Genomic DNA, 20,741 nt, shown 5'->3' with positions numbered 1-20,741 from the left:
TTTTGAAATAAATATGTATTTTTTAAAAAAATATTTTTTGACCCCCATAAAACTATGTATTCCTCCGAATATGTATAGTGAAGAAAATAAATAGAAGAAAAATGACTATGAAAGAATATAGAAGCATTAATAAATTTACTAGATTAAGTGGGCATCCGAAATAAAAGGATGAAATTACCAATGATATAGAGAAGAGTTATTCAAGGATTGCAGATAAAATAGAAAAAGAATAAGCAAAACGAACGGTAGAAAATAAGAAAGTAGATAAAAATTAAAACTTAACTTTTGTGCCGAGAGAAAAGGAAAATCATTAAGAAAACGTTAGGAAAAGTTAGAATCGAAAAATATAACTAACAGCAAGAAGACAAGACCGAAGAAAAGTACCAAGAAAATCTGGTTAAATGGTCACTTGTGTAGTGGCCATTTTGCTATTTGAAGGAGGCTGGGAGATTACAAGTGTTGAGTTTAGTAATGAAGATCTTAAGAAAACCGAAAATAGAAGATATCGTATGTAACATACAAAACAACGAAGAAGACAAAGAAGCGTTTATCGTACAGTATCAGCCTTTTATTAGAAAATCAATCTCATCTGTCTGCCGCCGATATATTACAGAACAGGATGATGAATATAGCATTGGATTGTTTGCGTTTAACGAAGCAATTGAACAGTATTCATATACAAAAGGAAAATCCTTTTTAGCGTTTGCTGATCTTCTTATAAAAAGAGATGTAATTGACTATATACGTAAGGAGTCTAAACATAACTTTGTCTTTTTAAAAGAAGATGAGCAAGAGGAAATGTTAGAAATGCAAGTATCGCTTACGGAGTATATGAAAGAGATGGAAAATAGTAACCGTAAGGAGGAAATTCTTCATTTTCAAAGTGTGCTAGCTGAGTTTAAAATCACATTCTCAGAGCTTGCTAAAGAATCTCCTAAGCATCGTGATACACGTGAGCACTTAATAGAAATTGTAAAAATTATTATAAAAGAAGAGGAAATGATGGAAGAGCTGTTCCGAAAGAAAAAGTTACCGCTTAAACATATAGAACCACGTGTTAGGGTAAGTCGTAAAACGTTGGAACGACATAGAAAATACATTATTGCAATGTGTATTATTTTTGCAAACAACTATACATATATTCTGGATTACATAAGAGGGGAAAAGCATGATGAATAAAGGAATTGTGATGGATATAAAAAAGCATAGCGTAGTTGTTTTAACACCAAATGGAGAGTTTATTACGTGTAAAAGAAAAGGGGATTCTTGCATAATCGGGGAGGAAATCTTATTTGATGAGCAAGAACAAAAAGCATCGCATTTTTCGATCCCTTCCTTTTTAAAACCTGCATCAATACTTGTTGCTTGTTTTCTATTTGCAGTGCTGTTTTTCTACAACCAACCAGAAGAAAAAGTATTTGCTTACGTCTCAGTTGATATAAATCCAAGTTTAGAGGTGAGCGTAACAAAGGATTTTCGTGTTATAGATTTGCAGGCTTGTAATGATGATGGAAGGCGTATTTTAAAAGAATTGAAGCAATGGGAAAATAAACAATTGCAAGAAGTAATACGTAGGATTATAAAGCAAAGTCAAGAGGATAAGTATTTAACGAATGATAAGCAAGTTATGCTAACAGCTGTTGCAAAGGACAAGGCATTAGAACCACAGTTGGAAAAGGCGATGAAAGAATTAAAGAAAGAATATGAGCTAAAACATATTACAGTTGAATATCAAAGTAGCACAATGCAAGTACGAGAGAATGCTAGAAAAGCTGGAATTGGCACAGGTGTCTATATAAAGCAAGAGAGTGAGAAGAACAAATCGCTTACGCCTCCTGCCACGCCGTCTAATCCGGTGGAAAACGAAGAAGAGATACAATTGCAGCCGGAGTCATCTCCTGATGCATCACCGGATTTGTCTCCCGTACAAGAAAAAAAATATGAGAAGCCAGAGCATAAAGAACAAAAGAAAACAGAAGAACAGCCATCGAAGCAAATAAAAGAAAACAATGGAAGAGGATCCCAGCAAGAAAATAGAGGGAATCAACAGGAGAATAACAGTAGAGAATCTCAACAGGGAAATAATGGGGACCGACAAGGGAACAATGGAAGAGGATCTCAACAAGGAAATAATGGGAATCAGCAAGGTAACAACGGAAGAGGATCTCAACAAGGAAATAATGGGAATCAGCAAGGGAACAACGGAAGAGGATCTCAACAAGGGGATAATGGAAATCAGCAAGGGAACAACGGAAGAGGATCTCAACAAGGAAATAATGGGAATCAGCAAGGAAACAATGGAAGAGGACCCCAGAAAGAAAATGATGGAAACGAGCAAGGGAACAATGGTAGGGGGTCTCAACAAGAAAATAGAGGCCACCAGCAAGGGAATGAAAAGAAGAATCAATAGAATATGGAAGTGAGAGATTCATTTCAAAGCTAAAAGGATTTCTCTCGCTATTGTGGGCAGTAAAACTCCCATCTCAAAATTTGGCTTGGGCAAAGAATTTAGGTGGGGGTTGGGCTGCTTGTAAATGCCCAATTGGTGAGGGCTGATTAAAGTTGCACTTTATTATTCTATAGTTCTATTAAGAAGGAGTATGTGAAAAATATAATGGAGAAAAACATTCAACAAGAGAAAGATAAAGAAAAACCTGTTTTTTATGATCCGAAAGGAAGGAGAAACATAGCCTTTATTTGGTTTCTATGTATTTCAATAGTTAGTGTAGGTGTTGTATTTTATTTTTTCTTTCAAAGTATTTTTTCAACACCAGAAATTCCAAACATGAATCCTACTGTAAAACAAGATACGAAACTTGTACCAATTAATCAAAAACTTAGTGAGGAGCAGTTAAAGAACGAAGAATTCAAGCCAAATACCGAAATGAAGGATAATAAAAATTTGGTGAATTCGACAAACGATAGTAAACAACCTAAAGAAGTGTATGGTTTTTATGTAAACTGGGATGAAAATAGTACCGCTTCTTTAAAAGAAAATATCGATTCATTAACCACGTTAGTACCAGAATGGTATCATTTAAAAGAAGATTTAACGATTAGAAGTGAGATAAAACCTGAGATTGTAAAACTAGCAAAAAAAAATCATGTGAAAATTATGCCGTTACTTACTAACTATACAGAAAAAGCTTCTGGCCCTGATAGTGAGCTTATCCATAAGTTACTGAATTCGCCGAATGATGTGAAGACGAAATTTATTAATGATTTAGTAAGCCAAGTTAAAAAGAATCAGTTTTCAGGTATTAATATTGACTTTGAGGCCGTACCTGAAAGTGATAGAGAAAACTTAACAAATTTTATGAAAGAACTTACTACGGAATTTCATGAACATGATTTGCTCGTTACACAAGATGTTCCAGCTAATGATAAGGCTTTTGATTATAGTGCGTTAGCAAAAATAATAGATCGAATGATTGTAATGATGTACGATGAGCACTATGGAGCCGGGGAACCAGGACCAATTGCTTCAAATAAATGGTTCCAACATACATTAAAAGAACTGAATATTCCGTCTAATAAGCTTATAGTTGCTTTCGGTAACTATGGATATGATTGGGAAGTGAATAGTAAAGAAGCTGCGAAGTCTTTAACTTTCTCAGAAGTTATGGCAATGGCTCATGATTCAAATATGAAAATTCAATGGGATAACATGAGTGGAAATCCTTATTTTAGATATAAAACAGGAGAGAAAGAACATACTGCATGGTTCTTAGACGGTGTTACTCTCTATAATCAAGTGAAAATCGCAATGGACAACAATGCAAAGGGGGTTGCGTTATGGAGATTGGGAGCAGAAGATCCTACAATATGGAAAGTTTTAAAAAATCCTATTGAGGCACAAAAAAATCCTAATGTATTACATAAAATCAATAGTTTAGATGAAGTAAATTATTCTGGACAAGGTGAAATTTTACAGATTGAGAATGAAAGAAAAAATGGATTGAGAGATTTTAAAGTAGGCAAAGATGGTTATCTTACAGATGAAGTATATCAATCCTTACCATCTGCATACGAAGTGCAACGATATGGAAAACCGAAAGGGAAACAAGTAGTATTAACATTTGATGATGGACCAGACCCGAAATATACGCCAGAAATTTTAAATATATTAAAAGAGAATAAAATAAAAGCTGCTTTTTTTGTCCTTGGTGAAAACGCACAACTAAATCCTAGTATTGTAAAAAGAATATACGATGAAGGGCATGAAATTGGCAATCATACTTTCAAGCATCCTAACGTAGCTGATACGTCTTTACTACGAACAAAAGTAGAACTTAATACGACGCAACGTCTGATCCAGGAAATAACTGGGCATTCTACAGTTTTGTTTAGGCCACCATACGAAGCGGATGCTAACCCGGATTCCTCAAATGAAATAGTGCCTATTTTACGGGCGCAAAATATGAACTATACAATGGTAGCAGAAAAAGTGGATCCCGAAGACTGGGCAACACCATCAACAAATGAATTAGTAAAGCGTGCTCTTAATCCCGTTTATAAGGGAGAGGGAAATATTATTCTTCTTCATGATGCGGGAGGGAATCGTACCCATACAGTAGAGGCGCTCCCAATCATTATTAAAGACCTAAGAAAGCATGGATATAGTTTTGTAACAATCTCGGATTTAATGAATAAAGAACGAGAGGAAATTATGCCTCCTGTTTCTTCAGAGGGGAAGCAATATTTACTTTACAATAAAGCTGTCTTTTCAGGGGCAGGATACTTTAAACATATATTAACAACTATTTTTTATGTTGCTATTGGATTAGGGATTTTTCGATTCTTATTCTTAATTTATTTTGCATGGAAGCAGAAAAGAAAAACGCTATCTCGCTATATTAATTCGTCATATCAACCTTTTGTTAGTGTTGTCATAGCGGCATATAATGAAGAAAAGGTGATAGCTAAGACGATTCGCTCAATTTTGGATAGTAATTATAGAGAATTTGAAGTTATTGTTGTGGATGACGGATCGACAGATGATACGTCAAAAGTAATGAAAGAAACATTTTATAAACACTCTAAAGTTCGTTTCATTCAGAAAGAAAACGGCGGGAAATCATCGGCAATGAACCTAGCGTTTCAACAATCGCGAGGAGAAATCATTGTTACTTTAGATGCGGACACTATTATTGCGCAAGACGCCATTTCTCTAATGATTAGACACTTTGAAGATCAGAATGTAGCAGCAGTTTCAGGTAATGTTAAAGTGGGGAATAGACGAAATTTGTTAACTACTTGGCAACATGTTGAGTATATTACAGGGTTTAATTTAGAACGTAGAGCTTTTGATGAGTTAAATTGTATTACAGTTGTTCCAGGGGCTATTGGGGCGTGGCGCAAGAAGAATGTAGTTGAATCTGGATATTTAAGCGAAGATACATTAGCAGAAGATACGGATCTTACTATTACATTTTTACGTCAAGGGCATAGAATTGTATATGAAGAAAAAGCGTATGCTTTTACGGAATCACCTGAAGATGTGAAAAGTCTTATTAAACAGCGGTATCGTTGGTCATATGGTACGCTCCAATGTCTTTGGAAACATCGAAAAGCTTTGTGTAATTCAAAACATAAAACATTAGGGTTTATTGCATTGCCTAACATGTGGTTATTCCAATATGTTCTGCAATTCATTGCTCCTTTAGCGGATATATTAATGATCATGGGGCTATTTGGTAGCGATCCGCTAAAAGTTTTAGGATTTTATTTTGTATTCTTTTTATTAGATCTGCTCGCATCTCTGTTTGCATTTAAATTAGAGGAAGAGAACCCTAAACCGTTAGTGTGGTTAATTTTACAACGCTTTATTTATCGTCAATTTATGACTTATGTTGTCATTAAATCTATATGTTCATCGCTTCGAGGAGTAGCGGTAGGATGGAATAAACTAAAGAGAATGGGGAGTGTTAAACATTCCACGGAACATAAGGAGGCATCATAAGAGAGCAGACTATCTGCTCTTTTTTTATTGATTTTAGTAAGTTGAATATAGAGTAGTGGTGAGACATTATGTTAAGATTCTCCTTTAGTTTCGGATTAAAGTTTTTTTATATTTTTTTAAAATGACGGACATAAAAACGCATATACCTTCGAATTATATATATGGATAACATAAATATGTATATAAAAGGGGAGAAATAAGATGAGAGAAAAAAAAGAAATGTTTCAAGAAATTGCTGAGGTGTTAAAGGTATTGGCGCATCCCGTTCGTCTATCTTTAGTAAAAATAATGCTTGCAAAAGGCCCTACTAATGTAACAACAATGTATGGGGATTTACAAATGCCTCAAAGTACAATTAGTCAACATTTATCTAAACTAAAAGCTGCTAAAATGGTTACAGGTACTCGGAAAGGATTAGAAATTTATTATGAGGTAACGGACAATCGCACAAAATCAATATTAGCATGTTTAGTTTAAATACTGATTGTCTAGACATTAAGAAGAGGATGCAAAAGTAATTCTTTGACTACAATTTTTAAGATTTTATACAAAAGTAATATGTATAAGTGCATGTGATTTTCTTACTAACATAAGTTGTATGTAGGGTGGTTATTAATTTGTTATACTTCTTAATTAGCTTATTTTATTAAAAATTAGTAAGGTGAAGGATTATTTATGTACACATGAAATATTTTATAAAGAGTACGACTTTACTCCAAAGTTACATTTTTAGTTTTTTATCTATAGATCTAATACTAAAGGGAAAATAACTGAAATATAAATGTAATTGAAAGGAGTGGAGTAACAATGGAGGTAAGCCTTTTTTTAGGATTTTTTTGGGGGTGGATAACGGTTATCATCTCAGGAATACTTTTTGTACGACCATCTATACTACGTGAACTGAAAAAATTAGTGGTAGAAGACAGAGGATTTGGAATTATGTATGGCTTTCTATCAATTTTCCTCGGGTTAGGTACTGTTATCTTACATAATGTTTGGACACTTAATTGGCAGGGACTCATTACACTTATTGCATGGCTCGCACTATTAAAAGGGATTTATGTAATTGCATATCCTGAACCATCCAAGAAAACCGATTTTGAAGTAAGAGTACTATCTACTCGTATAGTGCTTGCTATCCTTGGTGCTTTATCTTTATGGATGCTTTTCATACTTTATATGAAATAGAGACAAATATTTTTGATCATGGGAGTATATAGGTGAGGAGTTTTGGGTAGTCCTTTGGAACGGGATTTTATAGTTAACTGTAAATATAGTGTTTCTTCCCTTGTAGATATGTTTTTATAAATAGTGAGATGGGCAAAACGAAAAGAGTCCTAAATAAATAGGATTCTTTTCGTTTTATAAAAGTGAACTTATTTTGTATCACTAATACAATGGATGATTATTTTTCCGGACTATTCGCAGTTATCTATCTTGGTATACTCAATGGTGGCTATGTGACCATCCGGTCGAATCAAAACGGTATCTATATTTTTTAACTTGGAATCTTGTATTTCTCCTATTATCACCTTTATGTGTGAATCAATATTTATTTTATTTATCTTATCTATATAAGTAGGGTGTATTAATAAAATAAATTTACCATCCTGCATTAATTCAAAGAGTTTATAACTTTTCTTATTTAGAGAAGAAATAGTGAGGTTTGTACATCTTTTTCCTATCAATGGATGCCTTTCTATATCGTGCATCGACGAATACATTATCCCTAAGCCACTTACTCTTTCAGATAAATCTTGATTTATCTCGGGGTATGTAAGTAGGTACGAAAATAAATCCCTCAATTCCATTCCTGCGTTTGAAAAGTTTATCATTAATTGTTCTTGCGCTTGTACTTCCTTGAAAAATTGTTTTCCCACAGCATGTCTTTCAATATGATAACTTTCTAATAGGCTTTCATATTTTTTTTGTTTTATTGCGAGTCCTAATTTCCATCCTATATTAAAAGCATCTTGTAGACCTACATTCAAACCTTGTCCTCCAGCAGGGAAATGAATATGTGCTGCATCCCCAGCTAAGAATACACGCTTATGTTGATAAGTATTTGCTAGTTTGGTTGCATTGCCAAAACGAGAAAGCCATATTGTGCTCTTAATTTGAAGATGTTTACCTGTAATACTATAAATACTATCTATAAACTCTTTTTCTGTAACAGCAACATGAACAGGTATTGTCTGATTCTTAGGGTCAATAATTGCAAAACGAAATACATCAGGTGTAATAGGTACCATCATTAATATCCCATTTATATTAGAAGTAGATAAAAATGGATTATCTGGTATACCTTCTAAAATAACATCACCTAATATAGCGGTAGTTGTTGTGTTTGTTCCATTAAACGGTATATTTGATAATTCACGAACTATACTTCTTGCTCCATCAGCTCCTATTACATATGGAACTTCTATTTTATATATTGTTTCTCTTTGTTCTATTTCTAGTTGTACGAATGTTTCATATTGTTTTAAGTCTTTCAGAGTATGCCCGCGTTTAATGACTACGCCTAATTCTAATGCATGTTCTTCTAATATTTCTTCTGTAATAGATTGGGGAATAAAAAGTGTATACGGAAAATCAGTATTTAAATTTTTAAAGTTTAATCTTGTATCTAAGGCAGCAAAATGACTTGTATTTAATTTCTGTCCTCTAGCTAAAAATCTATCTGCAATACCTCTCATAGCCATCAATTCTAAGGAACGAGGGTGTAGTGTGAGTGCTCTAGAATTTCGTACCCGGTCTAATCTTCTCTCTAAAACAACAACTTTTACGCCTTGGATAGCTAATTCACATGCTGCCATAAGTCCAACTGGACCACCACCAACTACCGCTACATCATAATAATTGTCCATATCATGCCCTCCATTTATTTAATTGTTTAAGAGCTAATGTGAAAAATTGTAAATAGATTAATGATATCTATTGTACATATATAATTATACTTCATTTTAGTTTCTTCGGAAACTAAAATGAAGTTCCTAGGAGAAGTCTACATAGTAAGTGTGTAGTTAAAGCTATATATCGTTTCTGCAGCTTCTTCTGCTTGTGCTATTTTTGCTAAAAATGCTACTGCTGTAGTTCCATATGGGAGTTGTAAAGGTCTTTCCGCTATTCGTAGTTTTAATGAAGTAGTAGTGGTTTTAACTCGACTTCAAATAATTCGCTTTCAATTTCATTAAGTGCATACATTGATACAGGGTGTGGAGAGGTATTAGATAAGACTTGTGATGAAAGAAGTGCTCCTGATGAGGAGTAAAATGTAACAAACACTTGTGAAAATGGAGGGACCATAATGATTACACGGTCAGTTTTTTGTAACGTATTAACCAACTCCAAAATAATATAGTTTTATAAAAATCAAAAAAAAAAATAGATAAATATAAAGATATTATTATGGGTACTTTTCCGATAGTGAATTAAGAAAATTAATAAACTCTTTATTTTATTGTAAATAATTTAAGAGCACACAAATATGCGCGCTCTTAGAATAGAAAGGTAGTTTTCTATGAGTAGGGAGTCCTCATATAATAAAATATGCTTGTCCAATTTAAATGTGAGAAGTTTTTTATAAAAATGCTATTTGGTAAGTCTATGTGAAAAATCACCTTGTACAGGAACTCTTTGCAAAGTATTTTGTCTGCAGTCATGATTATTAAAGTTGATGAGAGCTGTTATTCGACTAATAAAACCACATCTCAAATTGTTGACTATATGTCTAACAACTAGGATGCGGTTCAATTAATAAAAAGTGTCCGAGCAAAATATAAGGTGAAAAGTATAAGATACTTTTGTGATAAAGAGTATTTATAGATGAATGTTATTGTTTTTTATTTCTGAAAGATTTGGGGTTCTAAATTACGAGTTGTTGGAGTCCCTCTAATATAAAATTTCAGTAGAAATATTGAACTACTAATATGAATGTAGAAGATTTAATAAAGACGGTAATGTTTTTTTAGTCATGTAATCTTTTCAATTGATGATCTTTTCCCCATTCACATAGTTCATCCATAATTTGCATTAAAGATTTCCCATATTCGCTTATTGTGTACTCAACCTTTGGTGGAACTTCTTGATATACAGTACGATGGATAATTCCATCAGCTTCAAGTTGCCGAAGTTGTTGAGTCAGAACTTTTTGCGTAATGTTTGGAATTTCTCGTCGGATTTCATTTGTTCGCATTTTTCCATCTATTAAGACACATAAAATATGAACTTTCCATTTTCCGCCGATTACATCGAGTGTCGTTGCAATTGGGCAGTCATCATTTTGATTCATATAACACCTCCACAGGTACTTTAAGGTTCCTATAGCACTTTAAAGTACGTACTTTTCAATTATATGTGACTCATTCATACTAATACGTAAAGGGTTGAATAATTTATAAAGGGGATGAAAAATGATGAAAACACTTGTAATTGTAGCACATCCTGATATTGAAAAATCAAAAATTAATAAAAGATGGATTGAAGAACTTGAGAAATATTCGGATGAAATTACGGTGCATGAATTGTATAAAGTGGCACCGAATTGGGAGTTTAATGTGGAAGAGGAACAAAAGCTGTTAGTAGAACATGACCGATATATATTTCAATTTCCTCTCTACTGGTACAGCTCACCACCTTTATTGAAAAAATGGTTCGATGATGTATTAACATATGGGTTTGCATACGGATCACAAGGAGATAAAGTGAAGGGAAAAGAATTTGGTGTAGCTATTTCTATAGGTGGATTAGAAAAAGACTATGAAAATAGTGGGATTACAATGGATGAGTTGACGAAACCATTCCAAGCTACATGCTTATATACAGGTATGGAATTTATACCTTCCTTTTATTTATATGGTGCAGAATATAAACTAAGTGATGAAGAGATTGATAAAAGTGCACCTGAATATGTGCAATATGTGATAAACAAGAAGTATTCTAATATATAATGAAAAATAGCCATTTACTTGTGAAGTAAATGGCTATTTTATATTCTTCTTATATTCACTAAGTGTAATCTTTAGTAAATTAATAGTTAATCTGGTAAAATAAAAAACCTAACATATATAAAGGGGAGTTTTACTTGAGAACGATGCAAAAATTATTACAAAAAAGAGCAATGCAATCACCAAATTTGGAAGCGCTTGTAGGCGGAGAGAAAAGGTATTCGTTTCAGCAGTATAATGAACGAGTAAATCAGCTTGCACATTATTTGTTACATAATGGTGTGCAAAGAGGAGACCGTATAGGAATACTATGCAAAAATAATCACCCGTTTCCAAGCGTTATGATGGCAAGTTTAAAAATTGGAGCGGTATGTATTCCGCTAAATCATCAGCTTACTGCTTATGAATTAGAAACGATTGTAAAAGAAGCGAAATTAAAAGTATTAGTTATTGATGAAGAATTTAGTGAAGTATTATTAAAGATTGATGCTGTTAAAGAAATCCCTTATGTAATTCAAACGACAAAAGAAGGCTTTGGTTCATTTGAATTAGAGTTGCAAAAACAGCCAACGTCAGAACCGAACGTAGAAGTTCATGAAGAAGACGATGCCATTTACTTATTTACTTCAGGAACGACTGGACAGGCGAAAGCATGTGTAATTGGACATAAAAACTTGCATCATTATTTTGCTGAAATTGCGGGCCAAAGAGAAATCCCAGCAGGTGAACGTTTTTTATCCGTGCATCCATTGTTCCATATGAGTGGCGTGCTTTCTATTTTAAATTGTATTTATCATGGCGTTACGATGATTTTCTTAGCTGATTCGAATCCTGCTATTATTTGGGATAAGATTGAAGAAGAGAAAATTACTACGATGCTTGCGTTCCCAGCTGTTTATAGTTACATGCTTGATGAGCTAAATAAAAAAGAACGTAACATTTCAACCTTTAAAGTAGCACAAAGCGGTGGTACAAAAGTGCCAGAAACACTCATTCAAAAATATATGGAAAAAGGAATATATATGGTGCAAGGCTATGGCAGTACAGAAGGTTGGGTTGTAACCTCATGGCATCCAATGATGGGAAAAGAAAAGATGTCTTCTGTAGGAAAAACACTGAAACATGTAGAGGTGAAAATTGTTCATCCAGAAACAGGTGATGAACTAACAACAAATGAAGTCGGAGAGATTCATGTGAAAAGTCCATACATGTTTAAAGGGTATTGGAATAATGAAAAGGCGACAAAGAAGGTAGTAAAAGATAACTGGTTTAACATGGGTGATGCTGGCATGATAGATGACGATGGATTCCTGCATATTATGGGAAGATATAAAGACGTTATTATACGCGGTGGTGACAATGTATATCCAGATCAAGTAGAAGATGTTATTCATGAAATACATGGTGTTTTAGAAGTTGCAGTAGTTGGAGTTCCAGATGACTTTTGGGGAGAAGTTCCAAGAGCTTACATTGTGAAGGATGGCGAAACAACATTAACAGAAGAAAGTATTACTCAGTATTGTAAGGAGAAATTAGCCAGTTACAAAATACCAGAAGTGGTATTCATAGAAGAATTACCGAAAAATGCTTTAGGAAAAGTGTTGAAGAGGGAATTACGAGATGTAGTTCTTATGAAATAGAAAATTATGAAACGATGGAGAACCCAGTTATGTATAAAGCATGACTGGGTTTTTATGTATCAAAAACATAATAATTTACTAGATTTTGTATTTCGTGTAAGATAATAAAGAATATTCAATTAATAATTCGAGGGATGAAATTAAATGAAGCTACCGTTATTAGAAGTAGAGACGGATAGACTCATTATCCGTCCATTTCAAAAAGATGATTACGAAAGTTGGTTAGATGGATTTAATAAGAGACTGCCATCGCAGTATAAATATGACGATGGCTATCAAGTTCTGGTATCATCAACAAAAGCATGGTTCACGGAATGGATAAGAGGTTTTGATGAAGCAGCACATAGAGATGAGATGTATGTATTAGGCATTTTTCGTAAAGAAGACGGAGCTAATATTGGAAAGTTAGAGCTGATAAAAATTTTACGAATGGATTACCAATGGGCGATGATGGGGTATTCCATACATAATCAATACTGGAAAAATGGATATGGCATAGAAAGCGTGAAAGCTGCGTTATCGTTATTTTATAATAGTCTTCATTTTCATAGAATTGAATTACATATACATGTTGATAATGAGCCATCTGTTCGTCTTGCGGAACGATCAGGTTTTTCTTTTGAATGCGAGAGAGAGGCGTTTTCTTTAGAGAATGGTAAGTGGATGGATTTTCTTATTTATTATAAAAATAAAGAAATGAACAAATAAGGAGAAAAGAAAATGAAGACTATAAACGTATTTCATTACGACGCATTTACGAATAAACCAAATAAGGGAAATCCAGCAGGTATTGTATTAGAAGCAGATGGATTAACGGAAGAGAAAATGCAAATTATTGCTGAAAAAGTTGGATATAACGAAACAACTTTTGTTCTTTCTTCAGAAGTAGGAGATATAAGAATGCGTTATTTTACACCTGGTTTTGAAATGGATTTATGTGGTCATGGGACAGTAGGGACGATATATGCTTTGCGCGAAAAAGGTTTATTAGAAGAGAAAAGTAACCTTACGATTGAAACGAAGGCTGGGATTTTACCGATACAAATAGGTGTAAATAAAAATGGAGAAACCTTTATTAAAATGAGACAGGCAGCACCTCAGTTTAAAGAATTTACAGGTTCAAAAGAAAAATTAGCTCATAGTATTGGTTTAGAAATAAATGATTTAGATGTAAGTTTACCGATTGTATATGGAAGTACTGGTAATTGGACTGTAATTGTACCGATTAAAAATCTTAATGCATGCGAGAGAATGAAACCTAATAATGCTGCATTTCCATCAGTATTAAAAGAAATACCTAATGCTTCTATTCACCCAATTTGTCTAGAAACTTATGATGAACTAGCACAAATGCACGGCCGTCATTTTTCATCAGCTTACGCTGGGACGATTGAAGATCCAGTGACAGGAACAGCTTCAGGTGTAATGGGAGCGTATTATGCGGAGTATTTAGAGAAAGATTTTGAACATGAATTGGATTTAATCGTTGAGCAAGGACAGGAAATAAATAAAGATGGTCGTGTAACTGTTTATGTAACGAAAGAGATAGAAAACGAGAAGTTACAAATAGATATTGCTGGAACAGCGGTGTATGTGAAAGAGTTTGAAGTTTCAATATAAAGTGAAACTTTAATCAGTGGGGGTTTTACTGCCCGGTGAATAGCAAGATAAAAAAGAAAGCCCGGAATACATCCGGACTTTCATTATCTGTTCAATACTTCAATGTACGAAGCATTTCCGGTTGTTCTTAAAGCGGAGCGGAAATTATTATTTTCTAACGCCACAGCAACTTGTTGTAACTGCTGTGCATCATCATGATGGATAAGTAAGCTGTCAGCACCGCTTTCTTCTATATGAATGTGTTCGACATTTCCGATAGCATCATGTACAGCTTTTAAAAATTCAGGTTTCATGGTGTCCTCCTATATGTATGTAACGTTGTTATTTAGTATTTCCTTATTTTTGAAATATAAAAGTAAATGAAAGGAGAAATAAAATGAATATAACGCAGTTTAACGAACAGATAACATCATTATTTGAAGAGCATCTTCACAAATATGGCGATGATGAATATGGTTTTACTCATATAAGTAAAGATGAATTTCACAAAATCGGTTACACAACAAATCTGACATTAGAGACGATTGAAGAAGCGTATAAAAATGGAGTCGATATGATAGTTACACATCATGCGCCGTGGAGTTTTTTATTTGGTATGGAAAAGGCTTGTATTGAGAAATTGAAGCAATATGAAATGAATCATTTTTGGATTCATTTGCCGTTAGATTTTGTAAAGTTTGGCACGTGTACGTCGTTATTTAACGGAATTGGGATAGATACAATACTAGAATATTCCACGTATGAGGAAGAAGAACTACCGGGAATAGGAGAATATAAAGAAGCGATTCCTTTTTCAAACTTAGTTGGAAAACTGGAAGAAAAAATGGAAGAGAAAGTGAAGAGCTGGAGAAATCATGATAAACCAGTAAAACGGATTGCGATTTTAACCGGTGCAGGAAACAATACAAATTTAATTGAACGTGCATTAGAAAAAGGATGTGACACGTACATAACAGGTGAAAAAACATTATATACAGTGCAACATGCGAAATTTAAAGGGATTAATTTAATTGTAGGCAGTCATACTTTTACAGAAGTGTTTGGTGTAGAAAGTTTGGCTCATAAATTACAAGACAGAGACCCGGCAATAGAAATTATTAGAGTATATGAAGAGCATTTAGAGTGATGAAATCACATCACATTACCATAAATGGAATGAACTATATGATGGAATATTGAAGAAAGCCATTGTAATAAAATAAAATTGTTGTTTGCTATATTAGGATGGTTGGCAGGATTCCCCTCACGTTTGTCAAATAATAGTAAAGTTGTCTTTTGAATTAAGGGAATATTCCGAATTAAAGGGTGAGAGAATGGAAATTTCAATAATCACTGCACAACTAATTAAGGAAAAAGTTATTTCACATTATCCAAATAGCGTAAAAGCATTAAACGGGGGAACGACAAGTACTGTATATTTGTTGGATGAACAATACGTTGTAAAGTTGAATGAATCGGATGTCATACGTGAAGAAGCTTATTTTCTTCAGTTTTATAAAAAGGACGAATTATTTCCAAAGCTTTTATATAAGGAACCTTTAAATCGCTATATTGTTTACTCATTCCTTGAGGGCACAACGTCTTGCAAACTAGGCCATAAACGGAGTGTTCTTTGTAAACTTGTAAAGGAAGTTATCAATAAGTATGAAGTGGCTACAGAGGTTGATGGCTGGGGATGGAAAGAAAATCTGCTTCAATCTTGGAGTGAATTTTTAACAACAAATGTGATAGAAGCTCATGAAAATGTAAGACGTTACATAAGTGAAGAAGAGTATAGAACGGTTCTTAATTTAGCAAATAGGGATGCTGGAATAAATCAGCCATTTTTATTGCATGGTGATCTTGGATTTCATAACTTTATATTTAAAGAGAATAAACTGCACGGTGTAATTGATCCTTTACCAGTGTTAGGAGATCCTATATACGATTTAATTTACGCGTTTTGTTCAACTCCGGAAAATTTAACAAAAGAAACAATTAATTATGCGATGAAACAGTGTGTATTTCATAAAAAAGACTGTGATTTATATGAAGAAATAGTCATAGGATTATATTTACGTATAGACACATGTTTAAGACACCACCCGAAAGATTTAGAAGATTATTTAATAGCTTGGCGTTATTGGATGGGTGAAATTAAGCCGGCTTTATAGCACAAATATTTTTGGGGGAGATAGTGAAATGAATGTTGCAGAAGCGAAAAAGGATTTAGCAATAAAAACGAAGAGAGGCTTACCGATTATATTAGCCGGCGTTTTATTTTGGATAGTTATGAGTATAACGGGATTTGTTCTTTCTGAAAAACAAGTGGTGTGGGTATATTTAATCGGTATGGGCTGTGTGTTTCCTTTTGGCTTAATGATAGCTGCTATATTGAAAATTGATATGTTTGCGAAAGGAAATCCGTTAGGGGTTTTGGCAGGCTTAATTGGTGGGATAAATGTATTGAATATTCCACTTGTATTACTTGCCTATTTTCAATTTCCAGAATGGTTACCTTTTGTAGTAGCGATGTTAATAGGTGTTCATTTTATTCCGTACGTATGGATTTATGAAAGTAAAAGTTATGGTTTATTGTCAGTAGGGACTGTATTTGTAACGTCAGTTTGTGGGATTCTTTTTGCAGAAAAAGGATTTATTGTAATTCCATTATCGGTTACAGTTGTCTATTTACTTACTTTTATAAGTTTGTTAATTGAAAATAAAAAAGCAGATCATTATCAACAAAAGTCAGCTTAATAAAGAAATAGGGATAGGGGGAATTATTATGGAAAATTTCGTTTGTACAACGTGTGGTGTGCAGTATGCAGCGAGTGTAGAAGAACCGGTGAGTTGTCATATTTGTGATGAAGAGAGGCAATATGTTAACCAAAAAGGACAATCTTGGACGACACTAGAAAGCTTACAAACAGGTGATACATATAAAAATGAAATAATCGAAGAGGAAAATGGACTTTATAGTATTACGACAAAACCAGGATTTGCGATCGGTCAAACTGCATTTATAGTGAAAACAGAGTCATATCGTTTACTATGGGACTGTATTACGTATTTAGATGAAACGACAATTGAGAAGATAAAAGAGCTTGGTGGATTAGATGCAATTGCATTGTCTCATCCGCATTATTATTCAACGCAGGTAGAATGGGCGGAGACATTTGATGTACCAATTTATATACATGAAGATGATAAAGAGTGGGTAATGCGCCCGAGTAGTCGTATTATTTACTGGTCTGGAGAGTCATTACAATTAGCTGATGGATTAGTCATTCATCGTTTAGGGGGACATTTTAAAGGTGGATCTGTCTTACATTGGGAAGAAGGTAATGATGGAAAAGGGATTTTGTTAACAGGTGATATTATTCAAGTTGTAGCGGATGAAAGGTGGGTAAGCTTCATGTACAGCTATCCAAACTTAATTCCACTACCAGCGAGAAAAGTGGAAGAAATGGTGAATCGAGTGAAGCCGTTACAGTTTAATCGTTTATACAACGCTTTTCATCGAGTAGTAAAAGAAAATGCAAATGAGGCAGTTGAACGTTCTGCTGAAAGATATATAAAAGCAATAGAAGGAAAGTTGTTTCATACGTAAAAGGAGAATAGCTTAATGAAAACGTTAGTATGCTTTGGAGATAGTATTACAGCTGATGAAACATTTTTTAATGGAATGCCGAGATTAACACCACGTTTGCAAGAGGTGTTTCCGAACTGGAAAATAGTGAATGCAGGTATTCCAGGTGATAATACATTTGATGCGTTAAATAGAATTGAAGAAGATGTAATATCATATAAACCAGATTTCGTAACAGTTTTTCTTGGTACGAATGATGCAGTCCCTTTTTCTCAAGTGTCATTACAAGCATATAAAGAAAACTTAGAGAAGATTGTGAACCAAATTTCATCAAATAAAGTACTACTGATTAGTCCTGCACCAGTTGATGAAGAAAGACAGCATAACAGAACAAATAGAGTACTTGGTCAGTATGCAGACGTGGTGGAGGAAGTGGTGAGGGAAACAGGAAGTTATTTTCTAAACGTATTCGCTGAAATGATTCAAGAACGGGATTATAAAAGATTTGTAGAAAATGATGAAAAAGATGGATTACACTTTGGACCAGAAGGTTATGAGTATGTAGCGAAGTTAATTGGTGAAAAGTTAAAAGGGATTTTATAAGGAGCAAAGCACTTAGTGTTTTGCTTTTTCTTATTTCTTTCGCAGTCCATAAACTTATTGATTGCTGTAATTTGGACAAACGTTTTGCATTTGTATGTGTGTAAAAGGCTAGTACTGTTTTAAAGTAATATAAATTTATTTTTTAAAATTTATATTTCGTAGTTGAAAATCAATAAAGGTGTAACTATAATAGTTACAGTAAGTTCGTTGTTTTGAAATGTACACATTGAATTACAAGAATGAAGGGAGTTTTTATGTAAATCAAAAAGTTATAAAAATCTATTAATTTTTATAATGAGATAAAATGTTTTTTGTTCGCACAAATTATTAAATATGTTATTTCTAATAGAAAACTAGAGGTGGAAAAATGAAAAATTTTAAGGGTATGTTGATATCATCACTTGCAATTACAACTTTTGCTGGGGTAGGTACGACATTTGTAACAAATACAGTACATGCTGCTAATAACGATTCTAGTAAAATACAAGTTCGTTCTAATAAGAGTATAAACACAACAACTGGCTCGAGAGGGCCTGTATTATCAGTCAATCCTTATGATGAACCTAGATTTTCGAGACAGGGATATCTTGAAGAGGCACCTTTAGGAATTAATGCTCCTTATGCTTGGGGAATTAAAGGAGGAAATGGTCAGGGAGCAACTTTTGTAGATTTGGAAGAAGGCTGGTTATTAAATCATGAAGATTTAGTCGGTCAAAATATTGAATTTATGTCTGGAAAAATGAGTAATGATCTTTCTCACGGTACTTCAGTTCTAGGTGTTGTTTCTGCAGCTGACAATGGAATTGGGAACATTGGGATTGCACCAAAAGCAAAGGCAAAAGTAATTTCAGTGATCCGAGATAATGGGAGAATCGATGTAAGAGATGCTATTTTAAGTGCCGTAGATTCTTTACAGGCTGGAGATGTTTTATTAATTGAAGAATCCTTTAAATATGATGGATATGGAGATGACCCTTTACCAGTCGAAGTGTATCCTAGTATATTTAACGCAATTCGCAAAGGGACAGATAAAGGCATTATTATTGTAGAAGCAGCTGGTAATGGTGGGATTGATTTAGATGAATTTAAAGACCGTAATGGTAAACAGATTTTAAATCGAAATAGTCCAGACTTTAAAGATTCAGGATCTATTATAGTTGGAGCATCTACTGCAAGAGTTCCTCATAAACGTTTAGCTTTCTCTAACTATGGTAGTAGAATTGATGTATATGGTTGGGGAGAATATGTTGATACATTAGATACATATCAAAATCAAAATAGTAAAGGACAAAAAATTACAGATCAGAACATAATTAATCGTTATACTCCTAATTTCCGTGGTACTTCTAGCGCTTCGCCTATAATTGCTGGGGCTGCTGTATCGATTCAAGGGATTGCTAAAGAACATTTAGGTAAGGCATATTCACCAAAAGAATTGAGAGCAATTTTAAGTAATCCAAATACAGGCACAAAGTCTAATAACCCATCATCTGATAAAATAGGGGTTTTACCAGATTTAAGGGCGATTTTGTCTAACCTTGGATATAATAGTGATTTGACTACCAATGATCCTATGGTATTTCCAGATAACATAGAAAAAAATGAAGGAAAAGAAAATTCAACTTTCGTATTTCCAGGTGAAGAAACAAAAAGAACAGGTGATAAAAATTCAACTGTAACCTTCCCAGAAGAAGATTTAAAACAGGAGGAAAAAGAAGAGGGATTAATTGTTTTTCCTGATTAATAAAAAAATACTACCTTCCATTTGGAGGTAGTATTTTTTATTTCTTGTCATTAACAAGCAGGCATGAAAGTTGTATTTGTTTATCTTTCATAATGAATTTAACCACAAAGTCGAATATTTGACTGTTAATTAACTTTTTCTTCTCAATCAATTATATTAATTAATCTAGAAATGCTTGCTGCAATGCTTTGAGCCCATCGCTGTATATACCATGGAACAGATTAATTGCCTCTTCATCACTAACTTCAACAGGAGTGAACGTACCAGACCACTCTACTAATGATGTGTTACTTTCAGTACCTTTTTTCACCCGGATTGTAGATAAATAATTAGTGACCGGGAACGGTGCATTCATGATTGAATACGTGTAGTAGCGTTCCTTATCATTGAATACTTCTAAGCGTTCTATAATTGTATCACCATCTGGATTAGCTAGATGACGTACACGACCGCCTTCAGTTAATTTACTACTAGGTATATAAGGTAACCAGTCTGGAAGGGAGTTGAAACCTCAGATTAATTGCCATACTTGTTCAGGTGAACCGAAAATTTCCATAGATGTAGTAGTATATGTCATGTTCATTACGCTCCTTTTCATCCCGGTATTTACGGGTAAATAATCAGTAGGGGGATAAACCGCCCCACTGATTAA

The 20,741-nt window shown here is 33.8% G+C and carries 18 protein-coding genes and 1 pseudogene; 15 read left to right on the top strand and 4 right to left on the bottom strand.

The window, feature by feature from the left end; translation table 11 throughout:
• Nucleotides 1-456 precede the first annotated feature (456 nt).
• The 5 genes from sigI to CN409_RS02655 all read left to right on the top strand — a co-directional run bounded on the left by sigI (nt 457) and on the right by CN409_RS02655 (nt 7,150).
• On the top strand, nt 457-1,179 hold the full coding sequence (gene sigI / locus CN409_RS02675) for an RNA polymerase sigma factor SigI (RefSeq protein WP_002082432.1): 723 nt from the start codon (nt 457-459) through the stop codon (nt 1,177-1,179).
• Nucleotides 1,169-2,410: an anti-sigma-I factor RsgI family protein gene (locus tag CN409_RS02670; RefSeq protein WP_097981027.1), complete on the top strand. Its 1,242-nt coding sequence runs from the start codon at nt 1,169-1,171 to the stop codon at nt 2,408-2,410. Before sigI ends, CN409_RS02670 begins: the two co-directional genes overlap by 11 nt.
• Before the next feature lie 204 nt (nt 2,411-2,614).
• The gene (locus tag CN409_RS02665; protein ID WP_000414294.1) at nt 2,615-5,962 is read left to right on the top strand and encodes a trifunctional glycoside hydrolase family 18/polysaccharide deacetylase/glycosyltransferase family 2 protein; all 3,348 of its coding nucleotides are present in this window, start codon (nt 2,615-2,617) and stop codon (nt 5,960-5,962) included.
• Between the two features lie 201 nt (nt 5,963-6,163).
• Nucleotides 6,164-6,439: an ArsR/SmtB family transcription factor gene (locus CN409_RS02660; protein ID WP_001208312.1), complete on the top strand. Its 276-nt coding sequence runs from the start codon at nt 6,164-6,166 to the stop codon at nt 6,437-6,439.
• A gap of 330 nt (nt 6,440-6,769) precedes the next feature.
• The gene (locus CN409_RS02655; RefSeq protein WP_000453955.1) at nt 6,770-7,150 is read left to right on the top strand and encodes a hypothetical protein; all 381 of its coding nucleotides are present in this window, start codon (nt 6,770-6,772) and stop codon (nt 7,148-7,150) included.
• 230 nt (nt 7,151-7,380) lie between these two features.
• Here CN409_RS02655 and CN409_RS02650 read toward each other — a convergent pair whose 3' ends face one another.
• Nucleotides 7,381-8,832, bottom strand: a complete 1,452-nt coding sequence (locus tag CN409_RS02650; protein WP_000371167.1) for an FAD-dependent oxidoreductase — start codon at nt 8,830-8,832, stop codon at nt 7,381-7,383.
• Nucleotides 8,833-9,932: 1,100 nt separating this feature from the next.
• Complete coding sequence (locus CN409_RS02645; protein WP_001072962.1) at nt 9,933-10,256, bottom strand: winged helix-turn-helix transcriptional regulator; 324 nt, start codon at nt 10,254-10,256, stop codon at nt 9,933-9,935.
• A 124-nt stretch (nt 10,257-10,380) separates the two neighbouring features.
• Here CN409_RS02645 and CN409_RS02640 point away from each other — a divergent pair, with 124 nt between their 5' ends.
• The 4 genes from CN409_RS02640 (at nt 10,381) to CN409_RS02625 (ending at nt 14,171) form a co-directional block, all read left to right on the top strand.
• The gene (locus tag CN409_RS02640; RefSeq protein ID WP_033795218.1) at nt 10,381-10,914 is read left to right on the top strand and encodes an NAD(P)H-dependent oxidoreductase; all 534 of its coding nucleotides are present in this window, start codon (nt 10,381-10,383) and stop codon (nt 10,912-10,914) included.
• Nucleotides 10,915-11,048: 134 nt separating this feature from the next.
• The gene (locus CN409_RS02635; protein WP_141527679.1) at nt 11,049-12,551 is read left to right on the top strand and encodes a class I adenylate-forming enzyme family protein; all 1,503 of its coding nucleotides are present in this window, start codon (nt 11,049-11,051) and stop codon (nt 12,549-12,551) included.
• A gap of 144 nt (nt 12,552-12,695) precedes the next feature.
• Nucleotides 12,696-13,259: a GNAT family N-acetyltransferase gene (locus tag CN409_RS02630; RefSeq protein WP_000775342.1), complete on the top strand. Its 564-nt coding sequence runs from the start codon at nt 12,696-12,698 to the stop codon at nt 13,257-13,259.
• A 12-nt stretch (nt 13,260-13,271) separates the two neighbouring features.
• Nucleotides 13,272-14,171 carry a PhzF family phenazine biosynthesis isomerase gene (locus CN409_RS02625; RefSeq protein ID WP_000849331.1) on the top strand — a complete coding sequence of 300 codons (900 nt, stop codon included), beginning with the start codon at nt 13,272-13,274 and terminating at the stop codon, nt 14,169-14,171.
• 83 nt (nt 14,172-14,254) lie between these two features.
• On the opposite strand, the gene CN409_RS02620 is transcribed toward CN409_RS02625, so the two are convergent.
• A complete protein-coding gene (locus CN409_RS02620; protein ID WP_000801655.1) occupies nt 14,255-14,464 on the bottom strand; it encodes a hypothetical protein in 210 nt (69 codons plus the stop codon).
• Nucleotides 14,465-14,547: 83 nt separating this feature from the next.
• Here CN409_RS02620 and CN409_RS02615 point away from each other — a divergent pair, with 83 nt between their 5' ends.
• The 6 genes from CN409_RS02615 to CN409_RS02590 all read left to right on the top strand — a co-directional run bounded on the left by CN409_RS02615 (nt 14,548) and on the right by CN409_RS02590 (nt 20,089).
• Nucleotides 14,548-15,297 (top strand): Nif3-like dinuclear metal center hexameric protein, encoded by a 750-nt coding sequence (locus CN409_RS02615; protein ID WP_001027990.1) that lies wholly within the window; start codon nt 14,548-14,550, stop codon nt 15,295-15,297.
• Nucleotides 15,298-15,484: 187 nt separating this feature from the next.
• Nucleotides 15,485-16,324 carry an aminoglycoside phosphotransferase family protein gene (locus CN409_RS02610; protein ID WP_000406146.1) on the top strand — a complete coding sequence of 280 codons (840 nt, stop codon included), beginning with the start codon at nt 15,485-15,487 and terminating at the stop codon, nt 16,322-16,324.
• A 28-nt stretch (nt 16,325-16,352) separates the two neighbouring features.
• Nucleotides 16,353-16,910 (top strand): DUF7010 family protein, encoded by a 558-nt coding sequence (locus tag CN409_RS02605; RefSeq protein ID WP_001099747.1) that lies wholly within the window; start codon nt 16,353-16,355, stop codon nt 16,908-16,910.
• Between the two features lie 28 nt (nt 16,911-16,938).
• The gene (locus CN409_RS02600; RefSeq protein ID WP_016077434.1) at nt 16,939-17,763 is read left to right on the top strand and encodes an MBL fold metallo-hydrolase; all 825 of its coding nucleotides are present in this window, start codon (nt 16,939-16,941) and stop codon (nt 17,761-17,763) included.
• Nucleotides 17,764-17,778: 15 nt separating this feature from the next.
• Nucleotides 17,779-18,345, top strand: a complete 567-nt coding sequence (locus tag CN409_RS02595) for an SGNH/GDSL hydrolase family protein (RefSeq protein WP_044784237.1) — start codon at nt 17,779-17,781, stop codon at nt 18,343-18,345.
• 367 nt (nt 18,346-18,712) lie between these two features.
• Entirely contained in the window at nt 18,713-20,089 is a 1,377-nt protein-coding gene (locus CN409_RS02590) for a S8 family peptidase (RefSeq protein ID WP_000787690.1), read from the top strand.
• Between the two features lie 160 nt (nt 20,090-20,249).
• Here CN409_RS02590 and CN409_RS02585 read toward each other — a convergent pair.
• Nucleotides 20,250-20,666: pseudogene (locus CN409_RS02585) on the bottom strand (SRPBCC family protein).
• Between the last annotated feature and the right edge of the window lie 75 nt (nt 20,667-20,741).

Origin of the sequence: Bacillus sp. AFS012607, assembly GCF_002558005.1 — a bacterium.
GTDB classification, from domain to species: domain Bacteria; phylum Bacillota; class Bacilli; order Bacillales; family Bacillaceae_G; genus Bacillus_A; species Bacillus_A thuringiensis_S.
The sequence above is the reverse complement of the archived record's forward strand: the minus strand, read 5'-3'. Positions and strand labels throughout refer to the sequence as shown.